The organism is Xanthomonas sp. PPL134 (assembly GCF_040595915.1).
Taxonomy (GTDB): Bacteria; Pseudomonadota; Gammaproteobacteria; order Xanthomonadales; family Xanthomonadaceae; genus Xanthomonas_A; species Xanthomonas_A indica.
This window is the reverse complement of the sequence record NZ_JAMDLL010000003.1, coordinates 1-18930: the sequence shown is the minus strand read 5'-3', so window position 1 is coordinate 18930 and position 18930 is coordinate 1. Positions and strand designations below refer to the sequence as shown.

Below are 18930 nucleotides of genomic sequence, written 5' to 3'. Positions count from 1 at the left end.
CGGGCCCGGCTTTGCCGCCAGTCTTGGGCCATGGCCGCCCCATTGACATTGCCGAGCTGGAATACCCTGGCCGCTCTGGATGACGATGCCCTGCCGCTGCTGGCGACCGCGCTGCTGATCGCCCGCGACGAGTATCCGGAGCTGGATGCCGCCCATTACGACACCCTGGCGCAGAGCCACGCCGACCACCTGCGGCACGAGGTGGCGACGATCGAGCAGTGGCCGCTGAAGATGGCGGCGATCAATCGCCACCTGTTCGAAGAACTGGGCTATACCGGCAACCACGACGAGTATTACGACCCGCGCAACAGCTACATGAACCAGGTGTTCGAGCGGCGCCTGGGCAACCCGATCTCGCTGGCGCTGGTGCAGATGGAAGTGGCGCGGCGCCTGGACATCCCGCTCGACGGCGTGTCCTTCCCGGGGCATTTCCTGGTGCGCCTGCCGGTGGACGACGGCCTGCTGGTGATGGACCCGTTCAACGGCGGGCGCCCGCTGGCGGTGGAGGAACTGCGCGAGCGCGCGCGGCCGCACATGGGCGGCGAAAGCCCGGACGACCGCGCCCTGCTGCAGATCCTGGACCCGGCACCGCACCGCGCGATCCTGACCCGGGTGCTGCGCAACCTGCACGGCGTCTACGCCGAACGCGACGAGTGGGACCGTGCCGCGCGCAGTGCCGACCGCGTGCTCAAGCTGATGCCGGACCAGCCCGAAGCCCTGCGCGACCGCGGCATGGCCTACCTGCAGATGGACTACGTGCCCGGCGCGCGCCGCGACCTGGGCCGCTACCTGCAACTGAACCCCGAGGCCGCCGACGCCCTGCCGATCCGCGAGCGCCTGGTGGAACTGAGCGCGCGTGCGCAGCGGATGCATTGAGGCTGGGAATGGGGAGTGGGGAATCGGGAATGGGAAAAGCCCATGCCCTGAGGCTCTGAGGTTGCTGACCTGATCAAGCCTTCACTAGATAACCGACCGAACGGATCATTCGAACGTCGGCGGGCAGGCGGCAGCGCGCGACAACCGACCATGCGATCCGACGGCCCGCTCGCAATGTCTGCCTGCCCCCTTGAAAACTTATCTGCGGTGCGAAGCTACAGGCACGGGAGTCGCTTTCCCATTTCCGGTTCCCCACTCCCCATTCCCAGCGCTCACTCCATCTCGACCATCTCGAAATCGTCCTTGGTCACGCCGCAGTCCGGGCAGGTCCAGGTGTCGGGCACGTCTTCCCAGCGGGTGCCGGGGGCGATGCCTTCTTCCGGCAGGCCGTCGGCCTCGTTGTAGATGAATCCGCAGACGACGCACATCCAGGTGCGATAGGTGGTGGCGGTGGCGTCGCTCATTGGATAATCGCAGGTCACAGTCGGACGGAACGGCATTGTCCCATCGCCGTCGACGCATCGGAAGGCTTGGCCATGAACGCATCCCCGGCGCCGCGCGGCGTGTACCTGATCACCCCCGACGAAGCCGATGGCGCGCGCCTGCTGGCGCGGGTGACGCCGCTGCTGGACCAGGGCGTGATCTGGCTGCAGTACCGCAACAAACGCGCCGATGCCGCGCAACGGCAGCAGCAGGCCGCAGCGCTGCAGGCGCTGTGCGCGCAGGCCGGGGTGCCGCTGATCATCAACGACGACGTCGCCCTCGCGCAGGCGGTGGGCGCGGCCGGCGTGCACCTGGGCGAGGACGACGGCGACCTGGCCGCCGCGCGCGCCGCGCTCGGGCCGCAGGCGCTGATCGGCGCGTCCTGCTACGACGACCCGGCGCTGGCCCGCAGCGCCGTGGCCGCCGGCGCCAGCTACGTCGCCTTCGGCGCGTTCTTCCCCACCCGCAGCAAGGTCACCACGCGCCGCGCCACGCCCGACCTGTTGCGCGATGCGGCGGTACTGGGCGTGCCGCGCGTGGCGATCGGCGGCCTCACCCCAGACAACGCGCGCCCGCTGGTCGCGACCGGCGCCGACCTGCTGGCGGTGATCAGCGGCGTGTTCGATGCGCCCGACCCACGCGCGGCGCTGGCCGCATACCGCGCCTGTTTCGACTGAAGCGCCGAACAAGGGTGTGCCTGGCGACGGTACCCAGATGGGACAAATAAGGAGGCCGACATCGCGTCGTGCACCCAAACACTGCGAGTCGCTGCGCGCCGGACCCTCACCCCAACCCCTCTCCCGAGGGGAGAGGGGCTAGGCGGTCCCTTCTCCCTCCGGGACCATGACCCCCTTTTCGGGGGAAGGTGCCCCGCAGGGGCGGATGAGGGTACGGGCGCAGCCTCGTGCACCCAAACACCACGAGATGCTGCGCGCCGGACCCTCACCCCAACCCCTCTCCCGAGGGGAGAGGGGCTAGGCGGTCCCTTCTCCCTCCGGGACCATGGCCCCCTTTTCGGGGGAAGGTGCCCCGAAGGGGCGGATGAGGGTACGGGCGCAGCCTCGTACATCCAAACACCACGAGACGCTGCGCGCCGGACCCTCACCCCAACCCGATCCCGATGGGAGAAGGGCTAGCCCGCTGCCCGCTCAGAAGTCGTAGCTCAGCGTCACCCGTGCCGAGCGCGGCGCCTGGTAGGCCACCGCCTGGTTCCACAGCGGGTTGACCTCGCCCGGGTTCAACTCGGAGAACGGATAGACGTTGACCGCCGTCTGCCGGTTGGTGACGTTGAACACGTCCAGGCTCAAGGCCAGCTTGCCGTCGGCGAACTTCGGCTTGTAGCTCACGCCCAGGTCCAGTTGCGCCACCCAGCCCAGGGTGCCGTGCGACCCCGGCGGCGACGGCTCGCCGGTGCCGGTGCTGGGGTTGAAGCAGAAGTGGTAGGGGCCGCCGGTGACGCTGGGATTGGCATAGCCGGCCGGATCGCGATCGCCGGGATCGTAGTTGTCGCCGTAGTAGTAGCCCAGGCAGGGCCGCGGCGCGCCGGAGATCAGGCTCAGGTTGGCCGAGGTGCCCCACTCCTCCGTCAGCTGGTAGAACCCGTAGGCCTTGAACTGGTGACGACGGTCGTTGGACTGGTTGCCGTTGAAGTGCTCCATCAGCGCCGCATGGTCCCAGCTCTGCGTGGTCGAGGTCGCTGCCTGGCCCTGATAGCTGCCCAGCGCACCGCCGGTCCGCCACAGGTCCGAGCGCAGCTGGCCCTCGGTGGTGCCGTAGCTGTGCGACCACACGTAGCTCATCTTGGTGTACCAGCGGCCGTCGAACGGCCGTTCCAGGTTGAATTCCACCGCCGAATAGCGACGCTTGAATTCGGGGTAGCCGCCCTGCTCGCGGGTCACGGTCAGGGCATGGATCTGGCCATCCGTGCCGATCACCCGGTAGGTGTTGGTCTTGCCCGGATTGACCAGCGCGGCGCTGGCGTTCTTGGTCCAGTCGATATCCACGCCCGCCGCCGCGGCTGCGGCCAGCAGGCCGGCATTGGAGTTGTCGAGGTTGGTGTCGTCGATGCCGTCGTTGAGCCGGCGATGCACGCCACGCACGCCGAGCACCCAGTCGTTGGGCAGCAGCTTGCTGAAACCGAGGATGAGCTCGTCCTGGTTCTCGCCCTTGATGTCCTCGACGACCGCAGTGCGCACGTCGGCGAGGCGGCCGAAGCGCGAGTTGGCCGAGACCGGCGGCGCGAGTTGCCGGGCCAGGATCGGCGTGCCGTCGGCGTTGATGCCGCTGTAGGTGTAGTAGGTGCTGGTGGACACCGCCGGGGTGAACAGGCCGGCGGGCGACAGCGGCAGGCCGAGGTAGTAGCGGCCGAGGTTGCCGTAGACCTTGAGGCTGGAATCGCCGTTGACGTCCCAGCTGAAGCCCAGCCGCGGCGCCCACTGGTTCTTCAGCGCGATATAGGCCTGGCCGAACGGGGTGTAGTTGGTGAAGCTGTCGTTGCGCACGCCCAGCGAGAGCAGCAACGTGTCGGTGGCCTGCCAGTGGTCCTCGATGTAGTAGGCGGTCTGCTTGGCATCGTAGGAGTACAGGTTGGTGGCGATGTCCTTGGTGACGTAGTAACCGGTGCTGCCGTAGGTGGGATCGGCCAGGCCGGGGCTTGGCACGCCGATGCTGCCGTCCTCGGCGACGGAGCCGCTGACCAGGCCGCCGCTGTTGCGGCCGAAGGGATCCGGGGTGTAGCCATAGGTCCAGGCATAACCGGGGCCGGAACTGTACGAGCCGATATTGATCGCCTCGCTCTTCTGGTTGTCGATGCCGACGTTGACGCTGTGCTCGCCGAGGCGCCAGTTGAGGTTCAGGCGCAGGTTGTCCTTCTTGTATTCGCGGTCCGGATCGGTGATCGAGCTGACCGTCTGCGCGTTGCCGATCGGGGTGCCGCCGGTATAGGCCGGGTTCTGGTTGGCGACGCTGTTGAGGAACGGGCCGTTGCCGGCGTCGTAGCCGATCGCGGTGAGCTTGTTGGGCAGTCGTTCCTTGCCGTACAACGCGGTCAGGGTGACGTTGTCGCCGAAGTACCCGGTGTACTTGCCCAGGAACAGGGTCGGGCCGAAGGTGTTCTTGGCTTCGCGCCCCTTGTAGCTGCGCACGTCGCGGTTGACGTAGTCGTAGCGGTAGATGCTGCCGTTGGTGCGCGCCTCGTCCTGCGCGCCGGTGAACTCCAGCAGGTGGTTGTCGCTGATCTGCCAGTCGATCTTGGCGTAGGCGCGGGTCTGCTTGTAGTCGTAGCGGGTCCACGGCGAGCCGGAAATGCCGCCCGAGGTGACGCGGGCATCGGCGACGCGGGTGCCGCTGGAATCGACCTGCTCCAGGGCCAGGAAGAAGAACAGGCGGTCGCGGAGCAGCGGGCCGCCGACATAGGCGCTGTAGGTGGTCTGGTCGGCGCTGGTCTCGCTCAGCGGCTGGTAGTTGCCGGCGGTGTACTTGGCGTTGGCGGGATTCCAGTACACGCTGTCCCTGCGGAAATACAGGTCGCGCTGCCTGGCGCTGAGGCTGTCCGGTTGCCAGATCACCGCCGCGCCGAAATGCCAGTCGTTGCTGCCGCGCTTGCCGACCTGGCTGATCACGCCGCCGTTGGAGCGGCCGTACTGCGCGCCATAGCCGCCGGTGAAGATTTCCTGCTGATCGATCGCGCCGTACGGCAGGGTCAGCCCGCCCAGGCTGCTGGCGGGATCAGTGGTATTGAAGCCGTTGAGGTAATAGGCGTTCTCGCTGGCCGCCGAGCCGCCGAAACTGGCCAGCGAGCCGCCGAGCGGGCCGTTGTCGTAGCCGCCGCTGTTGTTGACCACGCCGGGCGCGAGCAAGGCGATGGCCTCGGCGCTGCGGCCCAGCGGCAGCACCGCCAACTGCTCGGCGGTGATCACGGTACGGCTGTCGACGCTGGCGACGTCGATCCGCGCCACGTTGCCGGCCACCACATTGACCGCATCCAGCGTCTGCGCGGGGCCGCCGAAGCCGACCTCGGTCCCGGCACCGACCACCAGGCTGATGTTCTCGCGCGTCTCCACCACCTTGCCGTCGCGCTTGAGCGTGACCGTGTAGGTGCCCAGCGGCAGGTTGCCCTGCGCGTAGCGGCCGCGTTCGTCCACCTTCACCTCGCGGCTGAAGCCGCTGCTGGTGTTGGTGATCAGCACGCTCCTCTCGCCGGCGCCTGGCGGCACGCTGCCGACGATGCTGCCGGTGGTGGACTGCGCATAGCCATTGCCGGCGGCAAGCGCCAGCGCGAGCGCCAGGGCGCTCCTGCGGATCTTACGATGCATGCTCTCTCCCGAAGACGAACATCGTTGGCACGCCAACGAACATGCAGGCGCAACGCCGGATGGCGATCCCCGCGCCCGCGGTGGACACTCCGCCCATCGCATGCCCGATTCCCATCGGCAATCGGGTCATGCGCCCCTGGACGTTCCGATCCTAGGCAGCGAATCGCGGCGCGGCGACGGCGGCGACGGGTAGGTGGCGCAGGACCGGGTAGGCGACATGGCGCGCATCGGCGGCAGCCGCGACAATAGAGGGCCTCGCTCCGTGCCCGGCCGATCGGCCCGGCCAGCATCGTCAAGGATTTCCGCTCATGAACCATTCCCGCTCGCACGCCCTGTTCAGCCAAGCGCAGTCGCTGATTCCCGGCGGCGTCAATTCGCCGGTGCGCGCCTTCAAGTCGGTGGGCGGCGAGCCGTTCTTCGTGCAACGCGCCGATGGCCCTTACCTGTACGACGTCGACGGCAACCGCTACATCGACTACGTGGGCTCGTGGGGGCCGATGATCGCCGGCCACAACCATCCGGCGGTGCGCGAGGCGGTGCAGCGCGCGATCGGCGACGGGCTGTCGTTCGGCGCGCCGTGTCCGGCCGAGGTGACGATGGCGCAGACCATCACCCGGCTGGTGCCGTCCTGCGAGATGGTGCGCATGGTCAATTCCGGCACCGAAGCCACGCTGTCGGCGGTGCGCCTGGCGCGTGGCGCCACCGGGCGCAACCGCATCGTCAAGTTCGAGGGCTGCTACCACGGCCACGGCGACTCGTTCCTGGTCAAGGCCGGCAGCGGCATGCTGACCCTGGGCGTGCCGACCTCGCCGGGCGTGCCGGCGGGCCTGAGCGAACTCACCGCCACCCTGGCCTACAACGATGCCGAGGGCGCCACCGAACTGTTCGAACGGATCGGCCACGAGATCGCCGCGGTGATCATCGAGCCCGTGGTCGGCAACGCCAACTGCATTCCGCCGCGCCCGGGCTATCTGCAGCACCTGCGCGACCTGTGCACGCAGCATGGCGCGCTGCTGATCTTCGACGAGGTGATGACCGGTTTCCGCGTCGCGCTGGGCGGCGCGCAGGCGCACTACGGGGTGACGCCGGACCTGACCACCTTCGGCAAGATCATCGGCGGCGGCATGCCGGTGGGCGCCTATGGCGGGCGCGCCGAGCTGATGCGGCAGGTGGCGCCGTCCGGGCCGATCTACCAGGCCGGCACGCTCAGCGGCAATCCGGTGGCGATGGCCGCAGGACTGGCGATGCTGGAACTGATCCAGGCACCGGGCTTCCACCAGCGCCTGGACGCGGCCACCGCACAGCTGTGCGCCGGGCTGGAGGCCGCTGCGGCGGCGGCCGGCGTGGCAGTCACCACCAACCAGGTCGGGGCGATGTTCGGGCTGTTCTTCACCACGGAAAAGGTGGAGACCTATGCGCAAGCCACCGCCTGCGACACCGCCGCGTTCAACCGGTTCTTCCACGCGATGCTCGAGCGCGGCGTGTTCCTGGCGCCGTCGGCCTACGAGGCAGGCTTCCTGTCCAGCGCCCACGACGACGCGGTGCTGGAGGCCACGCTGGCCGCGGCGCGCGAGGCGTTTGCGGCGGTCGCCGCCGGCTGAACGAACCGCGGGCAGGCGTGGGCGGCTTTGCTTTTGTGGCAACGCTGGCATAAGTTCGACAGGCAACGCCAGCGGACGGCACCAGGGTGGGGACCCGTGGAACCTACGCGGCCAAGACCGTTCCGCACTCCGTGCGGCACGGCGGCGCGCGTCCGGTTCCGTCCCGTCAACCGAACCGCCGGAGGGCGCAAGGGCGACCGCTGCAGAAGACATTGCTGGCGACATGCCCAAGCCTGTCACGCTGTTGAACCCGCGTTTTCCTGCGTCCACGCACGACAGCGCCGCCGTGCCCGATTGGGTATTGGTCGACAAGCTCGCACCGCCGCGCGTGCGCGTGGCCACGGTGGCGCGCGAGGCCTTGCTGCAGCACCTGGACCGCGCCGCCGACCTGCCGCTGACCCTGCTGCTGGCACCGCCGGGGTTCGGCAAGACCACCTTGCTCGGGCAATGGCACCAACGCCTGCGCGAGCGTGGCGAAGCCGCGGTGGCATGGCTGTCGCTGGACGAGGACGATGCCGACCCCGGGCGCTTCCTCGCCTACCTGGCGCTGGCCGTGCGCGATGCCGGGGTCGAACTCGGCGCGCCGCTGCAGGCCGCGTTGCAGCAGCAAGGGCAGGATCTCGATGCGGCCGTCACCGTGCCCAGCCTGGTCCGTGCGATCCGCGCCGCGCCGCGGCGCCTGCTGGTCATCCTCGACGACTACGACCGCGGCCAGGCCAGCGCGCTCGATGAGGTACTGACGCGGCTGGTCGAACACGCCGGCGGCCAACTGCACCTGCTGCTGGCGACGCGGCGCGCGCCGGCGCTGCCGCTGGCGCGCTGGGCGCTGCAGGGCCAGGTGGAGCGCATCGGCGCCCGCGAGCTGGCCCTGGACGAGGCGGAGACGGCGGCGCTGCTGGGCGCGCAGGTACCGCTGGCGATGGCCCGGCAACTGCGTCGCCAGACCGAGGGCTGGGCGGTGGCGCTGCAACTGGCCGGGCTGTGGCTGGGCGGCGACGAACGCCGTCGCGACGACCTCAGCCGCTTCTCCGGACGTACCGCCGAGCTGGCGGCGTACCTGGCCGAACAGGTGCTCAACGACCTGGATCCGGAACTGCGCACGCTGCTGCTGCAGCTCTCGCCGCTGGAACGGTTCAACGCCGCGCTCGCCGACGCGGTGCGCGAGCGCGATGACAGCGGCCGCCTGCTGGAGCGGCTGGCGCACTTCCAGGGCCTGCTGGTGACCCTGGACGGCGAGCACGAATGGTTCCGGTTCCATCCGCTGTTCGCCGATTACCTGTCCCAGCAGTTGGAACGCGCCACGCCCGGGCTGGCACCGCAGTTGCAGCGGCGTGCTGCGCAGTGGTTCGACGCACACGGACAACTGCCGGAGGCGGTGCGGCACGCGGTGCGCGGCGGCGCGATCGACAGCGCCGCCGACTGCATCGCCCGTGCCGGCACCTGGCAATTGCTGCTGCGCCACGGCACCGCGCCGGTTCGAGCGCTGCTGCGCCGCTTTCCGCGGCGTTGCATCGGCGAGCAGCCGGCGCTGGCCCTGACCCAGGCCTACCTGCACATGAAGCTGGGCGAGTTCGCGCACGCGCAGACCCTGCTGGAGCGATTCCGTGATTTGCCCGAACCGATGCGCGCGCCGTTCGAACGCGACTACACGGTGGTGGTGGCGTTGCTGCGCGACCTGCTCGACCAGGTCTGCGCCAACCGGCGCGGGCTGGCGCAGATCGCCGCACAGGCCGCCGCGCTGGACGCGGACGACAGCCTGGGCCGCGGCACCCTGTGGTGCATCTGCGCCACCACCGCGCTGGGCCGCGCCGATTTCGCCGACGCAGAACGCTATGCGCAACTGGCCGGCACCGCGATGCAGGCCAGCGGCAGCGAGGTCGGCGTCAGCTATGCGCTGACCCACCTGGCGCAGAGCCAGTTCTACCGTGGCCAACTGGATCGGGCGGAGGCCACCTGCCGCCAGGCGCTGGCCATCGGCCAGCGCCAGCAGCAGCTCGACCCGACCCTGCAGGCGGTGGGGCAATGCCTGCTCGCGCAAGTGCAATGCGAACACGGCCGCTACGACGCGGCGGCCGACTGTCTGCAGCCGGCGCTGGCGTTCCTGGAACAGCACGACGGCTGGCTGGACGTGTACGCCGCCGGCTACGAGACCGCCCTGGTACTGGCGCGCCAGCACGACCGCAGCGGCCGCGCCGCACTGGACCTGCTCGACCGCATCGACCGGATCGCGCATGCCCGACACCTGAGCCGGCTCGCCGACCTGGCGCTGGCCTGGCGGCTGCACGTGCTGCTCGACCAGCCGCCGTCGCCGGCGATCGACCTGCTGATCGCGCGTGCCAGCGGCGAGGCGCGCTTCACGCACGCCCTGGCGCAGCCGCAGGATTGGCGCTTTCTGACCGCGCTGGGTTTCGCCCTGGCCCGCTGGCATCGCCTGGGCGGACGCACTCGCGCCGCGCTGGCGGTGCTGCAGGGTGTCGAAGCACGCTGCGTGGCCACCGACAACCAGGTGCACCTGGCCCGCGCACGCGCGCGCATCGCCCTGGTGCTGCACGACCGCGGCGAATCCGCCGCCGCCCTGCCCTACTTGCGCCACGCGCTGCAGCACGTGGCCACCACCCAGGCCTGGCAATGCCTGCTGGAACTGGGCGTGCCGGGCAAGGCGCTGCTGCGCATGGCGCGCCAGCAGGACCCGCAGGCGGCGCCCAACACCACGCTGGCAATGACCATCCAGGCCTTGCTCGACAAGCTGCGTCACGACCAGGACAACGGCGCCGAACTGTTCAGCGAACGCGAACTGGAAGTGCTGGCGCTGCTGGCGCAAGGCGACACGAACAAGCAGATCGCGCGGCGCCTGGCGCTGTCGGAGAACACGGTCAAGTTCCACCTGAAGAACCTGTACCGCAAGCTGCAGGCCGGCAATCGTGAGGCCGCCCTGGCCAACGCGCTGCAACGCGGGCTGCTGCAGCGCGCGGCACCGTCGGAGCGCGCAGCGGACTGAACGCGGCGACACGCGCGTTGCGTGCCATCAGGGTCCTGCAGGCGCGAGCGCTGCCGTGCTCATCCGCGGCGCCGGCACGCGCAACACTTCGCCGCCGTACCGCGCGCTGCGCGCGATGTGCCTCAGCCGAACACGAACTTGCCCTTCATCACCGCCCAGTGCCCCGGGAACGAGCAGAAGAAGGTGTAGTCGCCGCCCTTGGCGAGCTTGGCGGTGGAAAAGGTGATCGTGTCCGACTGCCCGGCGCCGATCACCTTGGTGTGCGCGATGACCCGCGCATCGTTCTTGGGCAGGTAGCTGTCGGCCAGGCTGCTACTGACGCCGGCATTGGCCACGGCGGGGAAATCGGCGGTCTTGGTCAGCACCCAGTTGTGGCCCATCACCGCCGCGGCGAGCTTGCCGCTGTGCTTGAGCGTCAGCGCCACCTCGGTACAGTCGGCGGCGACCTTGATCTGGGTCTGGTCGAAGGACATCTGGTCGGTGCCGGTGATGGTCACCGCACAGGTCTTGGCCCAGGCCGCCGGCGCGAACGCGAGCGCAGCGAGGACCAGCAAGGGGGACAGCGAGGATGCTTTCAAGAAAAACTCCTTGGCAATGGAAACGGCGCAGCGACGTCATGTGCGGCACCACGCGCTGCCTGCGCAGCGCCACGACTGTCCGCTTTCGCGCAAATGCTTGTCAACGTCGAACTTTGCGCGCATCGCGGCATGCGGCATGCGCAGTCGCTAGGCGTTGCGGAAGAATCCATGCAGCGGATCGTGCGACGCCAGCGGCGCCGGCACCGGCAGCGGCCCGCGCTTGCCCGCGGCGACCTGCGCGAACGCCTGCTTGAACCGCGCCATCTCCGCCGCGGTGCCGACGGTGATGCGCGAGCGCTCCGGCCACAATGTCCAACTGCGGCCGACGAACACGCCATAGGTGGCCATCGCATCCATGAACTCCTTCGCCGGGCGCTTCACGTCGACCATGAAGCAATTGCTCTCCGAGGCGGTGCACGCGTATCCCTGCGCGCCGAGCCAACGCACCACGTCGCCGCGGATGGCGCTGTTGAGCGCGCGCCGCTGCGGCACCAGCGCCGGATCGCGCAGGCTGGCCAGGCCTGCGGCGACCGCAGTCACCGGCAGGCTGTTGATGCTGTAGAACTGGAGCTTGGCCAGCAGCTCGGGGCGCGCCACCGCGTAGCCCAGGCGGATGCCGGCCATGCCATAGAGCTTGGAGAAGGTGCGCAGCACGATCACGTCGTCGCCGGCGGCGACGCGGTCGACCATGCTGCTGGCGCTGTCGGAGAAATGCAGGTACGCCTCGTCGACCACCAGCACGCTGCCCTTGGGCTTGTGCGCCAGCGCGTATTCCAGGTCCTTGCGCGGAGTGACCGAGCCGGTGGGGTTGTTCGGATTGCAGATGTAGATCACTCCGGCATGGGCGTCGGCGGCGCACATGGCCTGCACGTCGTGCGCGTCGTCCTTGCGGAGCGGCACTTTGATCACCTTGGCGCCATTGCGCGCGGCCGCGCGCCAACCGGATTCGTAGGTGGGATCGGCGGTGACCAGGGACGCAGCGGGCGACGTGAACGCCAGCATGGCGTAGTCCAGCGGCTCGGTGGAGCCGGCGTAGGCCATCAGATGATCCAGGCCCACACCGAGCTGGGTGGCGAGGGTCTGCAGCAATTCGAGCTGCAGTTCGCCCAGGTAGCGCCCGCCGCTGGAGGCGATCGCGGCGATCGCGCGCTGCGCTGCCGGCGAGGGGCCACCGGGATACTCGTTGGCGTTGATCAGCACCGGCGCCAGTGCGGCGCTGGCGGCCGGCGCCGCCGTGGGCGCGGCCTGCGCCAGCCACGGTGTGCCGAGGCCGGCCGCGGCGACCAGCGCCGACTGCTGAAGGAACCGGCGGCGCGAAGGCGACGACTGCTGCATGACGGACTCCTGGCAAGAACGTGGCGAAGGCACTACGGACGCACCGCGACCACTTCGATCTCGATGCGATACAGCGGATTGCCAAGCGCGGCGATCTGGAACGCCGAACGCGCCGGCAGGTTGGGCTGCTCGGGCGTGCCGAAGAACTGCCGGTAGCCCTCCATGAAGCCGGCGAAATCCATCTTCCCGCCCAGCGCCGGATCCCCGACCAGGAACGCCTGCATCTTGACCACGTCGCGCATGCCCAGGCCCATGCCTTCCAACTGCGCCTTGATCTGCGACAGCACGCTGACCGTCTGCGCCTTGGTGTCGCCGTAGCTGGCCGGCGCATCCTTCGCGGCCGGATCGAGCGGCCGCGGCACCGCACCGCTGAGATAGACCGTGGTCTTGCCGGCCGGGATCTCCACCGCCGCGGAGATCGGGAAATCGCTGTTGGGAATCTTGTGGCGCACGATCTCGGCGGCGCCGGCCAGCGCGGGCAGCCACAACGCGGCGCACAGGCCGACACGGAGCGAACGGGAAACGACGCGATGGCGCATGCGGAACTCCTTGCGATCGGAACGGGAAAGGAAAGCCAGGCCGGCTCAGTGCCGCAGCGCGTGCACGTCCTCGGCACTGAGCCGGCCGGGATAGTCGTTGCCAAACTGGCTGCGCACGTAGTGCACCACCTCGGCGACCTGGCGGTCGTTGAGCGTGTCGGCGAAGCCGGGCATGCCGCCGTGGCCGTCGAGCACCATCATCGCCACGTAGGGCGCCGCGGCCACCTTGGGATTGCCGGCCAGCGCCGGATACTCGCCGGCGCCGCGCGCGCCCTGCCCGCCCGGCATGTGGCAGCCCTGGCAGATCGCCGCGTACACGGTGGCGCCGGAGGTGGTGGTGAACTCGGCCTGCGGATACAGCGGGGTGGCGTCGGAACTCTGCGCCGCGGCCGGGCCGATCCCCGGCGGCAGCATCAGCGCGACGAGGGCGGCGACGATCGCCGCGGCGAGCATCCAGGAACGATCCAGCTTCATGCGCTAGCTCCGTTGACCACGCGCCGGTGCAGGCGCTCGATCGCGTCCAGCGCCGAGGTGATGGCGCCTTCCTGCCAGGCCGGGATGTACGAGGCGTGTTCGCCGGCCAGGGCGATACGGCCATCGATCTGGCACAGGTTCTCGTAGTGTTCGGCGCGTGCGGCATCGCTCCACACGCCGAAGCAGCCGTGCGTGAACGGCACCCGGTGCCAGCCCACGGCGATGCCGTTGTCGAATTCGCGCGGGTACTGCGGATGCAGGTGGGTGCCGTACTCCACCGCCTTGGCCACGCGCTGCGGCGGCGGCATCGAGGTGAACTCGAACGCCTCCAGCCCCCACACGTAAGCGCCGAGCAGCACGCCCTTGCCGGCGCGCTGGAAGCCGGTGCTCGGATAGCTGATCAGGGTGATCGGCAGGTCGGTGTAGCTGATGCCGCCGTAGATCGCCTCGTCCTCTTCCCAGAAGCGGCGCTTGAACTGCAGGCCGACCTTGACCGAGGCCGCATACGGCACCTGGCCGATGGCCGCGGCCATCTTCTCGCCCACCGCGATCGGGATTCGGCTGAGGATCGACAGCGGGATCGTGCACACGCACCAGTCGGCCTTGGCCAGCCGTTCGCTGCCGTCCGCCTCATAGGCGACGCTGACCCCGTGCGCATCCTGGTCGATGCGGGTGACCCGCGCGTCGTAGCGGATCGCATCGCCGAGCTGGCGCGCGAAGGCCTTGCCGATCTGGTCCATGCCGCCGACCGGCTGGAACATCGCGGTCTGCATCTCGTAGTTGTTGCCTGCCGCCAGCGTGGTCCACAGCCGCGAGCGCAGGATGTCCTCGGTAGTGAACGGTTCGGAGAACTGCGGCTTGCCGGACAGGCCGCCGCCGGGATACTTGGCGAAGCCGCGGCGCTCGCTGCTCTCGCGGCCCTTGACGTAGCCGAAGTCCTTGTCCAGCGCGCCCCAGTTGCGCAGCGACTCGAGCAGGATCTCCTGGTCCTCGCGCTGCAGTTGCGCGTCCAGCGCGCCCTGCTTGGTGCTCTTGGCCAGCAGCTCGGCCACGTGCCCCTTGTAGTCGGCGTCGATGTCGCGGAAGCGCTGTGGCCTGCCGCCGAAGCCGGCCTGGCTGTGCAGCAGCGCGTTGAAGTTGACCTGCACGAACGGCTCCAGCGCCACCCCGAACTGCTTGCAATAGGACAACACCGCCTTGTGGTGGTGCGGGATGCGCCACGGCCCGGGGTTGAGGTACAGGCCCTCGTCGAATCCGCACTGCTGGGTGAAGCCGCCCAGTTCGGTATAGCGGTCGCCGCCGCGCAGCGTCCAGTTGCGGCCGCCGGGACGCGCGTTGTACTCGAGCACCTGGACGCGGTAGCCAGCCTTGCGCAGTTCGTAGGCCGCGGTCAGGCCGGCCAGGCCGGCGCCGAGCACCAGCACCGAGGCGCCGCGGGCGTCGCCGTCCAGCCGCGGCACGCCGGCGAAGCGCGATTCGGCGGCCAGGCCCAGGCTATGCATCGCCTGGTACATCATCGCGCCGCCGCCGGCCAGGCCGATCCTGGCGAGCAACTGGCGGCGGGTCATGGCTCCCTTGGGGGCTGCGTGCATCGTGGACATCGCCTCGCGGATAGCGGATCGACCATAGCCGCCGCGACGGCGGCGCAGGTCGGCTGCGGCGGGTAGGCCGCGATGGAGTGGGTAGGTGGGTGGGGGTGGGTGCTTGGCGGGGATTGCGGCCGCCGCACCCTCACCCCACCCCCTCTCCCGGGGGGAGAGGGCTCAAGCGGGCGCGGCTCAGAAGCGGTAGGTGAGCTTGGCGTAGTAGCGCGCGCCGAAGTAGCCGATCGGGCTGCCGGTCAGGTACGGCGAGTTGTAGTAGCTGAGGTAGTTCTTCTCGAGGTAGTCGTAGGCCGCCGCCGGGATCTTGTCCGGATACGTGTTGAACACGTTGTCGCCGCCGATGCTGACCGTGAGCCGCTCGGTGGGGCGGTAGGTCAACTCGACGTTGGTCAGCGCCAGCGTGCCGATCTCCTGCTTGTAGTACGGCGCGCCGTTGACGTCGACCACGTCGAGCTTGCGGAGCACGCTGTCGGGGAACACATCGCCGTTCCAGTCGTCGTACGGCGTGACCAGCTGGTATTGCGGCCCGTAGATCGCCTCGGTCACACGCAGGCTGAACTTGCCGATGTTGAAAGTGGCGCCCAGGTTGACCCGGTACTTGGGCGCGTTGTTCTCCAGGTTGATCAGGGTCGCCGCGCTGTACATGGTGGCGCCGCCGAGCACCTGTGGCGCCGGCTTGGCGTCGAGCACCTCGGTCTTGTTGTAGTTGGCCGCCAGGATCCAGTCGATCGAGCCCCAGTCGAACTCGCTGATGTAGTTGGTCACCCAGTCCACGCCGCTGCTGCGGGTCTTGAGCGCATTGTTGAAGATCGCCACGGAGATGTTCTGGCGCGCGGTGGCGTCGAGCGAGCCGCCCGGCGCGGACGGGTCGATGCCGCCCAGGTAGCCGAAGTCGACCAGGGCCTGGCCCAGCGCGGTGTTGTAGCTCGCGTCGGGAACGCCGTCGCCGTTGGTGTCGCCCGGCTCCCCGGCCCGGGAATACTCGAAGGTCCCGACGCCGATGCGGTCGGAGATGGTGATGCGGTAGACGTCGAGCGTGCTGTCGAGGTTGGGCATCGGCCGGAACACGAAGCCCAGGCTGTAGTTGGTGCTGGTCTCCGGCTTCAGGCTGCCGAAGCCCAGCGCCTCGGCGGCCGCGCTGTTGGGCTGCAGCGTCGGGGTGGCACTGGTCGGGCCGACCTGCACCGCCGAGTAGTAGCCTTCCTGCAGGGTCGGCGCGCGGAAGCCGGTGCTGGCGGTGGCGCGCACCGCGAACGTGTCGCTGAGGTCGAAGCGGGTGGTCAGCTTGCCGACCACCTTGCTGCCGAAGTCGCTGTAGTTCTCGTAGCGCCCGGCCACGTCCAGCAGCCACTTCTCGGTCGGATTGAACACCACGTCGGCATAGGCGGCGTAGCTGTGGCGGCTGTAGGACCCGGTGTTGAACAGCGGGTTGTAGCCAGGGAAGGAGGAGGCGCCGGCGCCGTAGTACGAGGTCGGGTCGCCCGCATCGATGCCATAGCCGTCGCGGCGGTACTCGATGCCGGCGTTGAAGGTCAGCGGCTGCGACAGGCCGACCTCGAAATCGTGGGTAGCGTTGAGGTTGGTGGTCCACTGGCTGGCCCAGAAGCTGCCGTCGTAGAAATCCTCGGGCGAGTAGCCGTCCTCCTGCCACAGGCTGAAGTTCATCGAGTTCAGCGTGTACACGTCCATCTTGTTCTTGCCATAGCTGCTGGAGAAATCCCAGGACCAGTCGGCCAGCACGCCCTTCAGCCCGGCAGTGAGCTCGTAGTCGACCTCGTCGGAGGCCTCGGACGGATTGAAGCCCAGCGGGTACTTGTGGCTGACCGTGCCGGTGGCCGGATCGACATAGCCGCCATCCTGGCTGGGACGCCGGTAGTTCTCCTCCGACTGCGCGGTCTTCTTGCCGAAGCTGCCGAACGCGTAGAACTCGAGCGTGTCGCTGAGCACCGCGCCGGAGTTGAAGAACAGCACCTTGCGGTGCACTTCCGGCGGATTGAGCCAGGCGTTGACGTTGGGAAAGCGCGGGTTGAGGGTCATGCCGCGCACGTCGTCGGCGAGGAAGGCGGCCATACTCGGATTGACCGCCGAGCAGTCGGCGTAGTTGGCCACGCAGTCGGCGTAGCTGTAGGAGCCGAGCCGGTACACGGTCTTGCGGTTCTCGACCTCGGCGCTGAGGCTGAAGTACGCCGCATCGCTGCCGAAGCCGATGTTGGCGCCCCACGAATCGGTCCCCCCGCCCCCGTCCTTGTAGCCGGCATAGCCGGCATCCACCTCGCCACCGTCGTGGTTCTTCTTCAGGATGATGTTGATGACGCCGGCGATCGCGTCCGAGCCGTACAGCGCCGCGGCACCGTCGGTGAGCACTTCGACGTGGTCGATCGCCGCAGCCGGGATGAACGACAGGTCCGCCGACGCCGCGCCGGTGGTGGTGTTGACGTTGGAGGTGATGTGGCGGCGCTTGCCGTTGACCAGCACCAGCGTATGGTTGGGCGAGAGGCTGCGCAGGCTGGCGGTGAGCGTCTGGCTCGCCATGTCGTTGCCGGTCTGGTTGGCGTTGTAGGACGGCACCTGGTTGGCGATGGCGTTGATCAGGTCCGGCGCGGCCGACTGCTTGAGCATCTCCGCACTCACCAGTTGGATCGGCGCCGGGCTGTCGGTCACCGCCATGTTGGCCTTGCGCGTGCCGGTGGAGATCACCGTGATCGCGTCCAGCGTCTTGGCCTGGCCGTCCGCGTCTTCCGCCAGTGCCGGCAGCGCCTGCGCGGCGGCCAGCACCAACGCCAGCGTGGCCGTTCCGTGGCGATGCCCGGCGTTCCCCAGCCCCCTGCGCACCGACTTCGCCAGACGATGCGTTTTCAATCGCTTGCTCATGCCCAAGACCCCCTGGATGACGTGGATATCGCGTGGAAACGCACCTGTCCCCCGACCGGCGACGCCGCGAACGCGGCGCGGAGGAACCATAGCCAGGGAGGTGCGGCGAGCGGCCGCAGTCGAGGGGTAGGTGGGCCGCATGCGGGTGGGCCGCGCGCGACCGGCGGCACCGCGCGGGTAGCCGCGTTCGCCGCGGCGGGGACTGGGTTAATCTCGGGTGCCCCACCCACGACCCGTCGCATGCCCCAGTACCGCCCTTGCGTACCGCCGCCCGCGCCATGGCCGCGTTGACCCTGCCGCGCCCGCGCCTGCTGCTGCTCGATTTCGACGGCGTGCTGGCCGGGTATACCCGCGCGGCGCGTATCGCCTGCCTGGCCGAGCAGTGCGGCTGCGAACCGGCACAGGTGCGGCAGGCGCTGTTCGCGTCCGGACTGGAAACCGCCTACGACGGCGGCGAGATCGCCACCGCCGACTACCTGCAACGGCTCGGGCAGGGCCTGGACAGGCAGGTGCGCGAGGCCGACTGGATCGCCGCGCGCGTCGTCGCCAGCCGCGGCGATCCCGGCGTGGTCGAGCGCGTCCTGGCACTGGCCGGCAGCGTCGACATCGGCGTGCTGACCAACAACGGCGCGCTGATGGCCGAGGCGGTCGAGCAGATCGTGCCGGCGCTGTTTCCGTTGCTGCAGGGCCGGGTGCTGTGCAGTGGCGCACTCGGCGGACGCAAGCCGCAGGCCGAGGTCTATCGGCGGGCGCTCGAGCGGTTCGGCGTCGCCCCGCGGCACGCGCTGTTCATCGACGACCTGTTCGTCAACGTGCGCGGCGCCCGCGCCATCGGCATGCGCGCCGAAACCGCCAGCGGCGCCCGCGCCGTGCGCCGCGCCCTGGCGCGGCATGGCCTGGCCTAGGCATCGCGCCTACCCGCGCGGCAGACGCGCCCTGCCGCAGCCACAAGGGTGAATTAAAGCGGCTTCAGCCGCGACGCGCGATGCGATGGCCTCGCGGACCCCACAGGCCATCGCCCCCGCATTGCGGCAGCCACCGGTCATCGCGTCGGGACTGAAGTCCCTCCCACAGGCGCTTGCCTGCACGTCACGTGACCGCTGGCGCGATGCCCACCTGTGGGAGCGGCTTCAGCCGCGACGCGCGATGCGATGGTCTCGCGAACCCCAAAGGCCATCACCCCCGCATTGCGGCAGCCACCGGTCATCGCGTCGGGACTGAAGTCCCTCCCACAGGCGCTTGCCTGCACGTGACGTGA

The 18930-nt window shown here is 69.3% G+C and carries 13 protein-coding genes; 5 read left to right on the top strand and 8 right to left on the bottom strand.

Annotation, left to right across the window (positions count from 1 at the left end):
* Positions 1–30 precede the first annotated feature (30 nt).
* The gene (locus tag M3U25_RS08020; protein WP_242160556.1) at positions 31–876 is read left to right on the top strand and encodes a SirB1 family protein; all 846 of its coding nucleotides are present in this window, start codon (positions 31–33) and stop codon (positions 874–876) included.
* 272 nt (positions 877–1148) lie between these two features.
* Here the strand turns inward: M3U25_RS08020 and M3U25_RS08015 are convergent, their stop codons facing one another.
* Positions 1149–1340, bottom strand: a complete 192-nt coding sequence (locus M3U25_RS08015) for a rubredoxin (RefSeq protein ID WP_019798180.1) — start codon at positions 1338–1340, stop codon at positions 1149–1151.
* A 72-nt stretch (positions 1341–1412) separates the two neighbouring features.
* On the opposite strand from M3U25_RS08015, the gene thiE reads away from it, so the two are divergent.
* The gene (gene thiE, locus M3U25_RS08010) at positions 1413–2036 is read left to right on the top strand and encodes a thiamine phosphate synthase (protein WP_355503757.1); all 624 of its coding nucleotides are present in this window, start codon (positions 1413–1415) and stop codon (positions 2034–2036) included.
* Between the two features lie 471 nt (positions 2037–2507).
* Here thiE and M3U25_RS08005 read toward each other — a convergent pair whose 3' ends face one another.
* Positions 2508–5672, bottom strand: coding sequence for a TonB-dependent receptor plug domain-containing protein (locus tag M3U25_RS08005; RefSeq protein ID WP_355503820.1), 3165 nt, complete (start codon positions 5670–5672; stop codon positions 2508–2510).
* A 308-nt stretch (positions 5673–5980) separates the two neighbouring features.
* Between M3U25_RS08005 and hemL the strand changes: the two genes are divergently transcribed.
* Positions 5981–7273 (top strand): glutamate-1-semialdehyde 2,1-aminomutase, encoded by a 1293-nt coding sequence (gene hemL / locus M3U25_RS08000; protein ID WP_355503822.1) that lies wholly within the window; start codon positions 5981–5983, stop codon positions 7271–7273.
* Positions 7274–7496: 223 nt separating this feature from the next.
* A complete protein-coding gene (locus tag M3U25_RS07995) occupies positions 7497–10271 on the top strand; it encodes a LuxR C-terminal-related transcriptional regulator (protein ID WP_355503824.1) in 2775 nt (924 codons plus the stop codon).
* 122 nt (positions 10272–10393) lie between these two features.
* On the opposite strand, the gene azu is transcribed toward M3U25_RS07995, so the two are convergent.
* From azu to M3U25_RS07965, 6 genes are all read right to left on the bottom strand, one after another.
* Positions 10394–10834, bottom strand: coding sequence for an azurin (gene azu, locus M3U25_RS07990; protein ID WP_355503835.1), 441 nt, complete (start codon positions 10832–10834; stop codon positions 10394–10396).
* Positions 10835–10996: 162 nt separating this feature from the next.
* Positions 10997–12184, bottom strand: a complete 1188-nt coding sequence (locus tag M3U25_RS07985; RefSeq protein WP_355503826.1) for a pyridoxal phosphate-dependent aminotransferase — start codon at positions 12182–12184, stop codon at positions 10997–10999.
* Positions 12185–12216: 32 nt separating this feature from the next.
* Positions 12217–12723, bottom strand: a complete 507-nt coding sequence (locus M3U25_RS07980) for a RidA family protein (RefSeq protein ID WP_242160550.1) — start codon at positions 12721–12723, stop codon at positions 12217–12219.
* A 45-nt stretch (positions 12724–12768) separates the two neighbouring features.
* Entirely contained in the window at positions 12769–13197 is a 429-nt protein-coding gene (locus tag M3U25_RS07975; RefSeq protein WP_355503828.1) for a cytochrome c, read from the bottom strand.
* Positions 13194–14765 (bottom strand): NAD(P)/FAD-dependent oxidoreductase, encoded by a 1572-nt coding sequence (locus tag M3U25_RS07970; protein WP_355503831.1) that lies wholly within the window; start codon positions 14763–14765, stop codon positions 13194–13196. Before M3U25_RS07970 ends, M3U25_RS07975 begins: the two co-directional genes overlap by 4 nt.
* A 210-nt stretch (positions 14766–14975) precedes the next feature.
* Positions 14976–17660 carry a TonB-dependent receptor gene (locus M3U25_RS07965; RefSeq protein WP_355503833.1) on the bottom strand — a complete coding sequence of 895 codons (2685 nt, stop codon included), beginning with the start codon at positions 17658–17660 and terminating at the stop codon, positions 14976–14978.
* Positions 17661–17959: 299 nt separating this feature from the next.
* On the opposite strand from M3U25_RS07965, the gene M3U25_RS07960 reads away from it, so the two are divergent.
* On the top strand, positions 17960–18577 hold the full coding sequence (locus M3U25_RS07960) for an HAD-IA family hydrolase (RefSeq protein WP_242160619.1): 618 nt from the start codon (positions 17960–17962) through the stop codon (positions 18575–18577).
* Positions 18578–18930 lie beyond the last annotated feature (353 nt).

Bases quoted from the DNA above. Each gene is read 5' to 3' on its own strand.
- M3U25_RS08020 (WP_242160556.1), top strand. From the start codon at position 31: ATGGCCGCCCCATTGACATTGCCGAGCTGGAATACCCTGGCCGCTCTG.
- M3U25_RS07975 (WP_355503828.1), bottom strand. From the start codon at position 13,197: ATGAAGCTGGATCGTTCCTGGATGCTCGCCGCGGCGATCGTCGCCGCC.
- M3U25_RS07980 (WP_242160550.1), bottom strand. From the start codon at position 12,723: ATGCGCCATCGCGTCGTTTCCCGTTCGCTCCGTGTCGGCCTGTGCGCC.
- M3U25_RS08015 (WP_019798180.1), bottom strand. From the start codon at position 1,340: ATGAGCGACGCCACCGCCACCACCTATCGCACCTGGATGTGCGTCGTC.
- hemL (WP_355503822.1), top strand. From the start codon at position 5,981: ATGAACCATTCCCGCTCGCACGCCCTGTTCAGCCAAGCGCAGTCGCTG.
- M3U25_RS07995 (WP_355503824.1), top strand. From the start codon at position 7,497: ATGCCCAAGCCTGTCACGCTGTTGAACCCGCGTTTTCCTGCGTCCACG.
- M3U25_RS08005 (WP_355503820.1), bottom strand. From the start codon at position 5,672: ATGCATCGTAAGATCCGCAGGAGCGCCCTGGCGCTCGCGCTGGCGCTT.
- thiE (WP_355503757.1), top strand. From the start codon at position 1,413: ATGAACGCATCCCCGGCGCCGCGCGGCGTGTACCTGATCACCCCCGAC.
- M3U25_RS07970 (WP_355503831.1), bottom strand. From the start codon at position 14,765: ATGACCCGCCGCCAGTTGCTCGCCAGGATCGGCCTGGCCGGCGGCGGC.
- M3U25_RS07985 (WP_355503826.1), bottom strand. From the start codon at position 12,184: ATGCAGCAGTCGTCGCCTTCGCGCCGCCGGTTCCTTCAGCAGTCGGCG.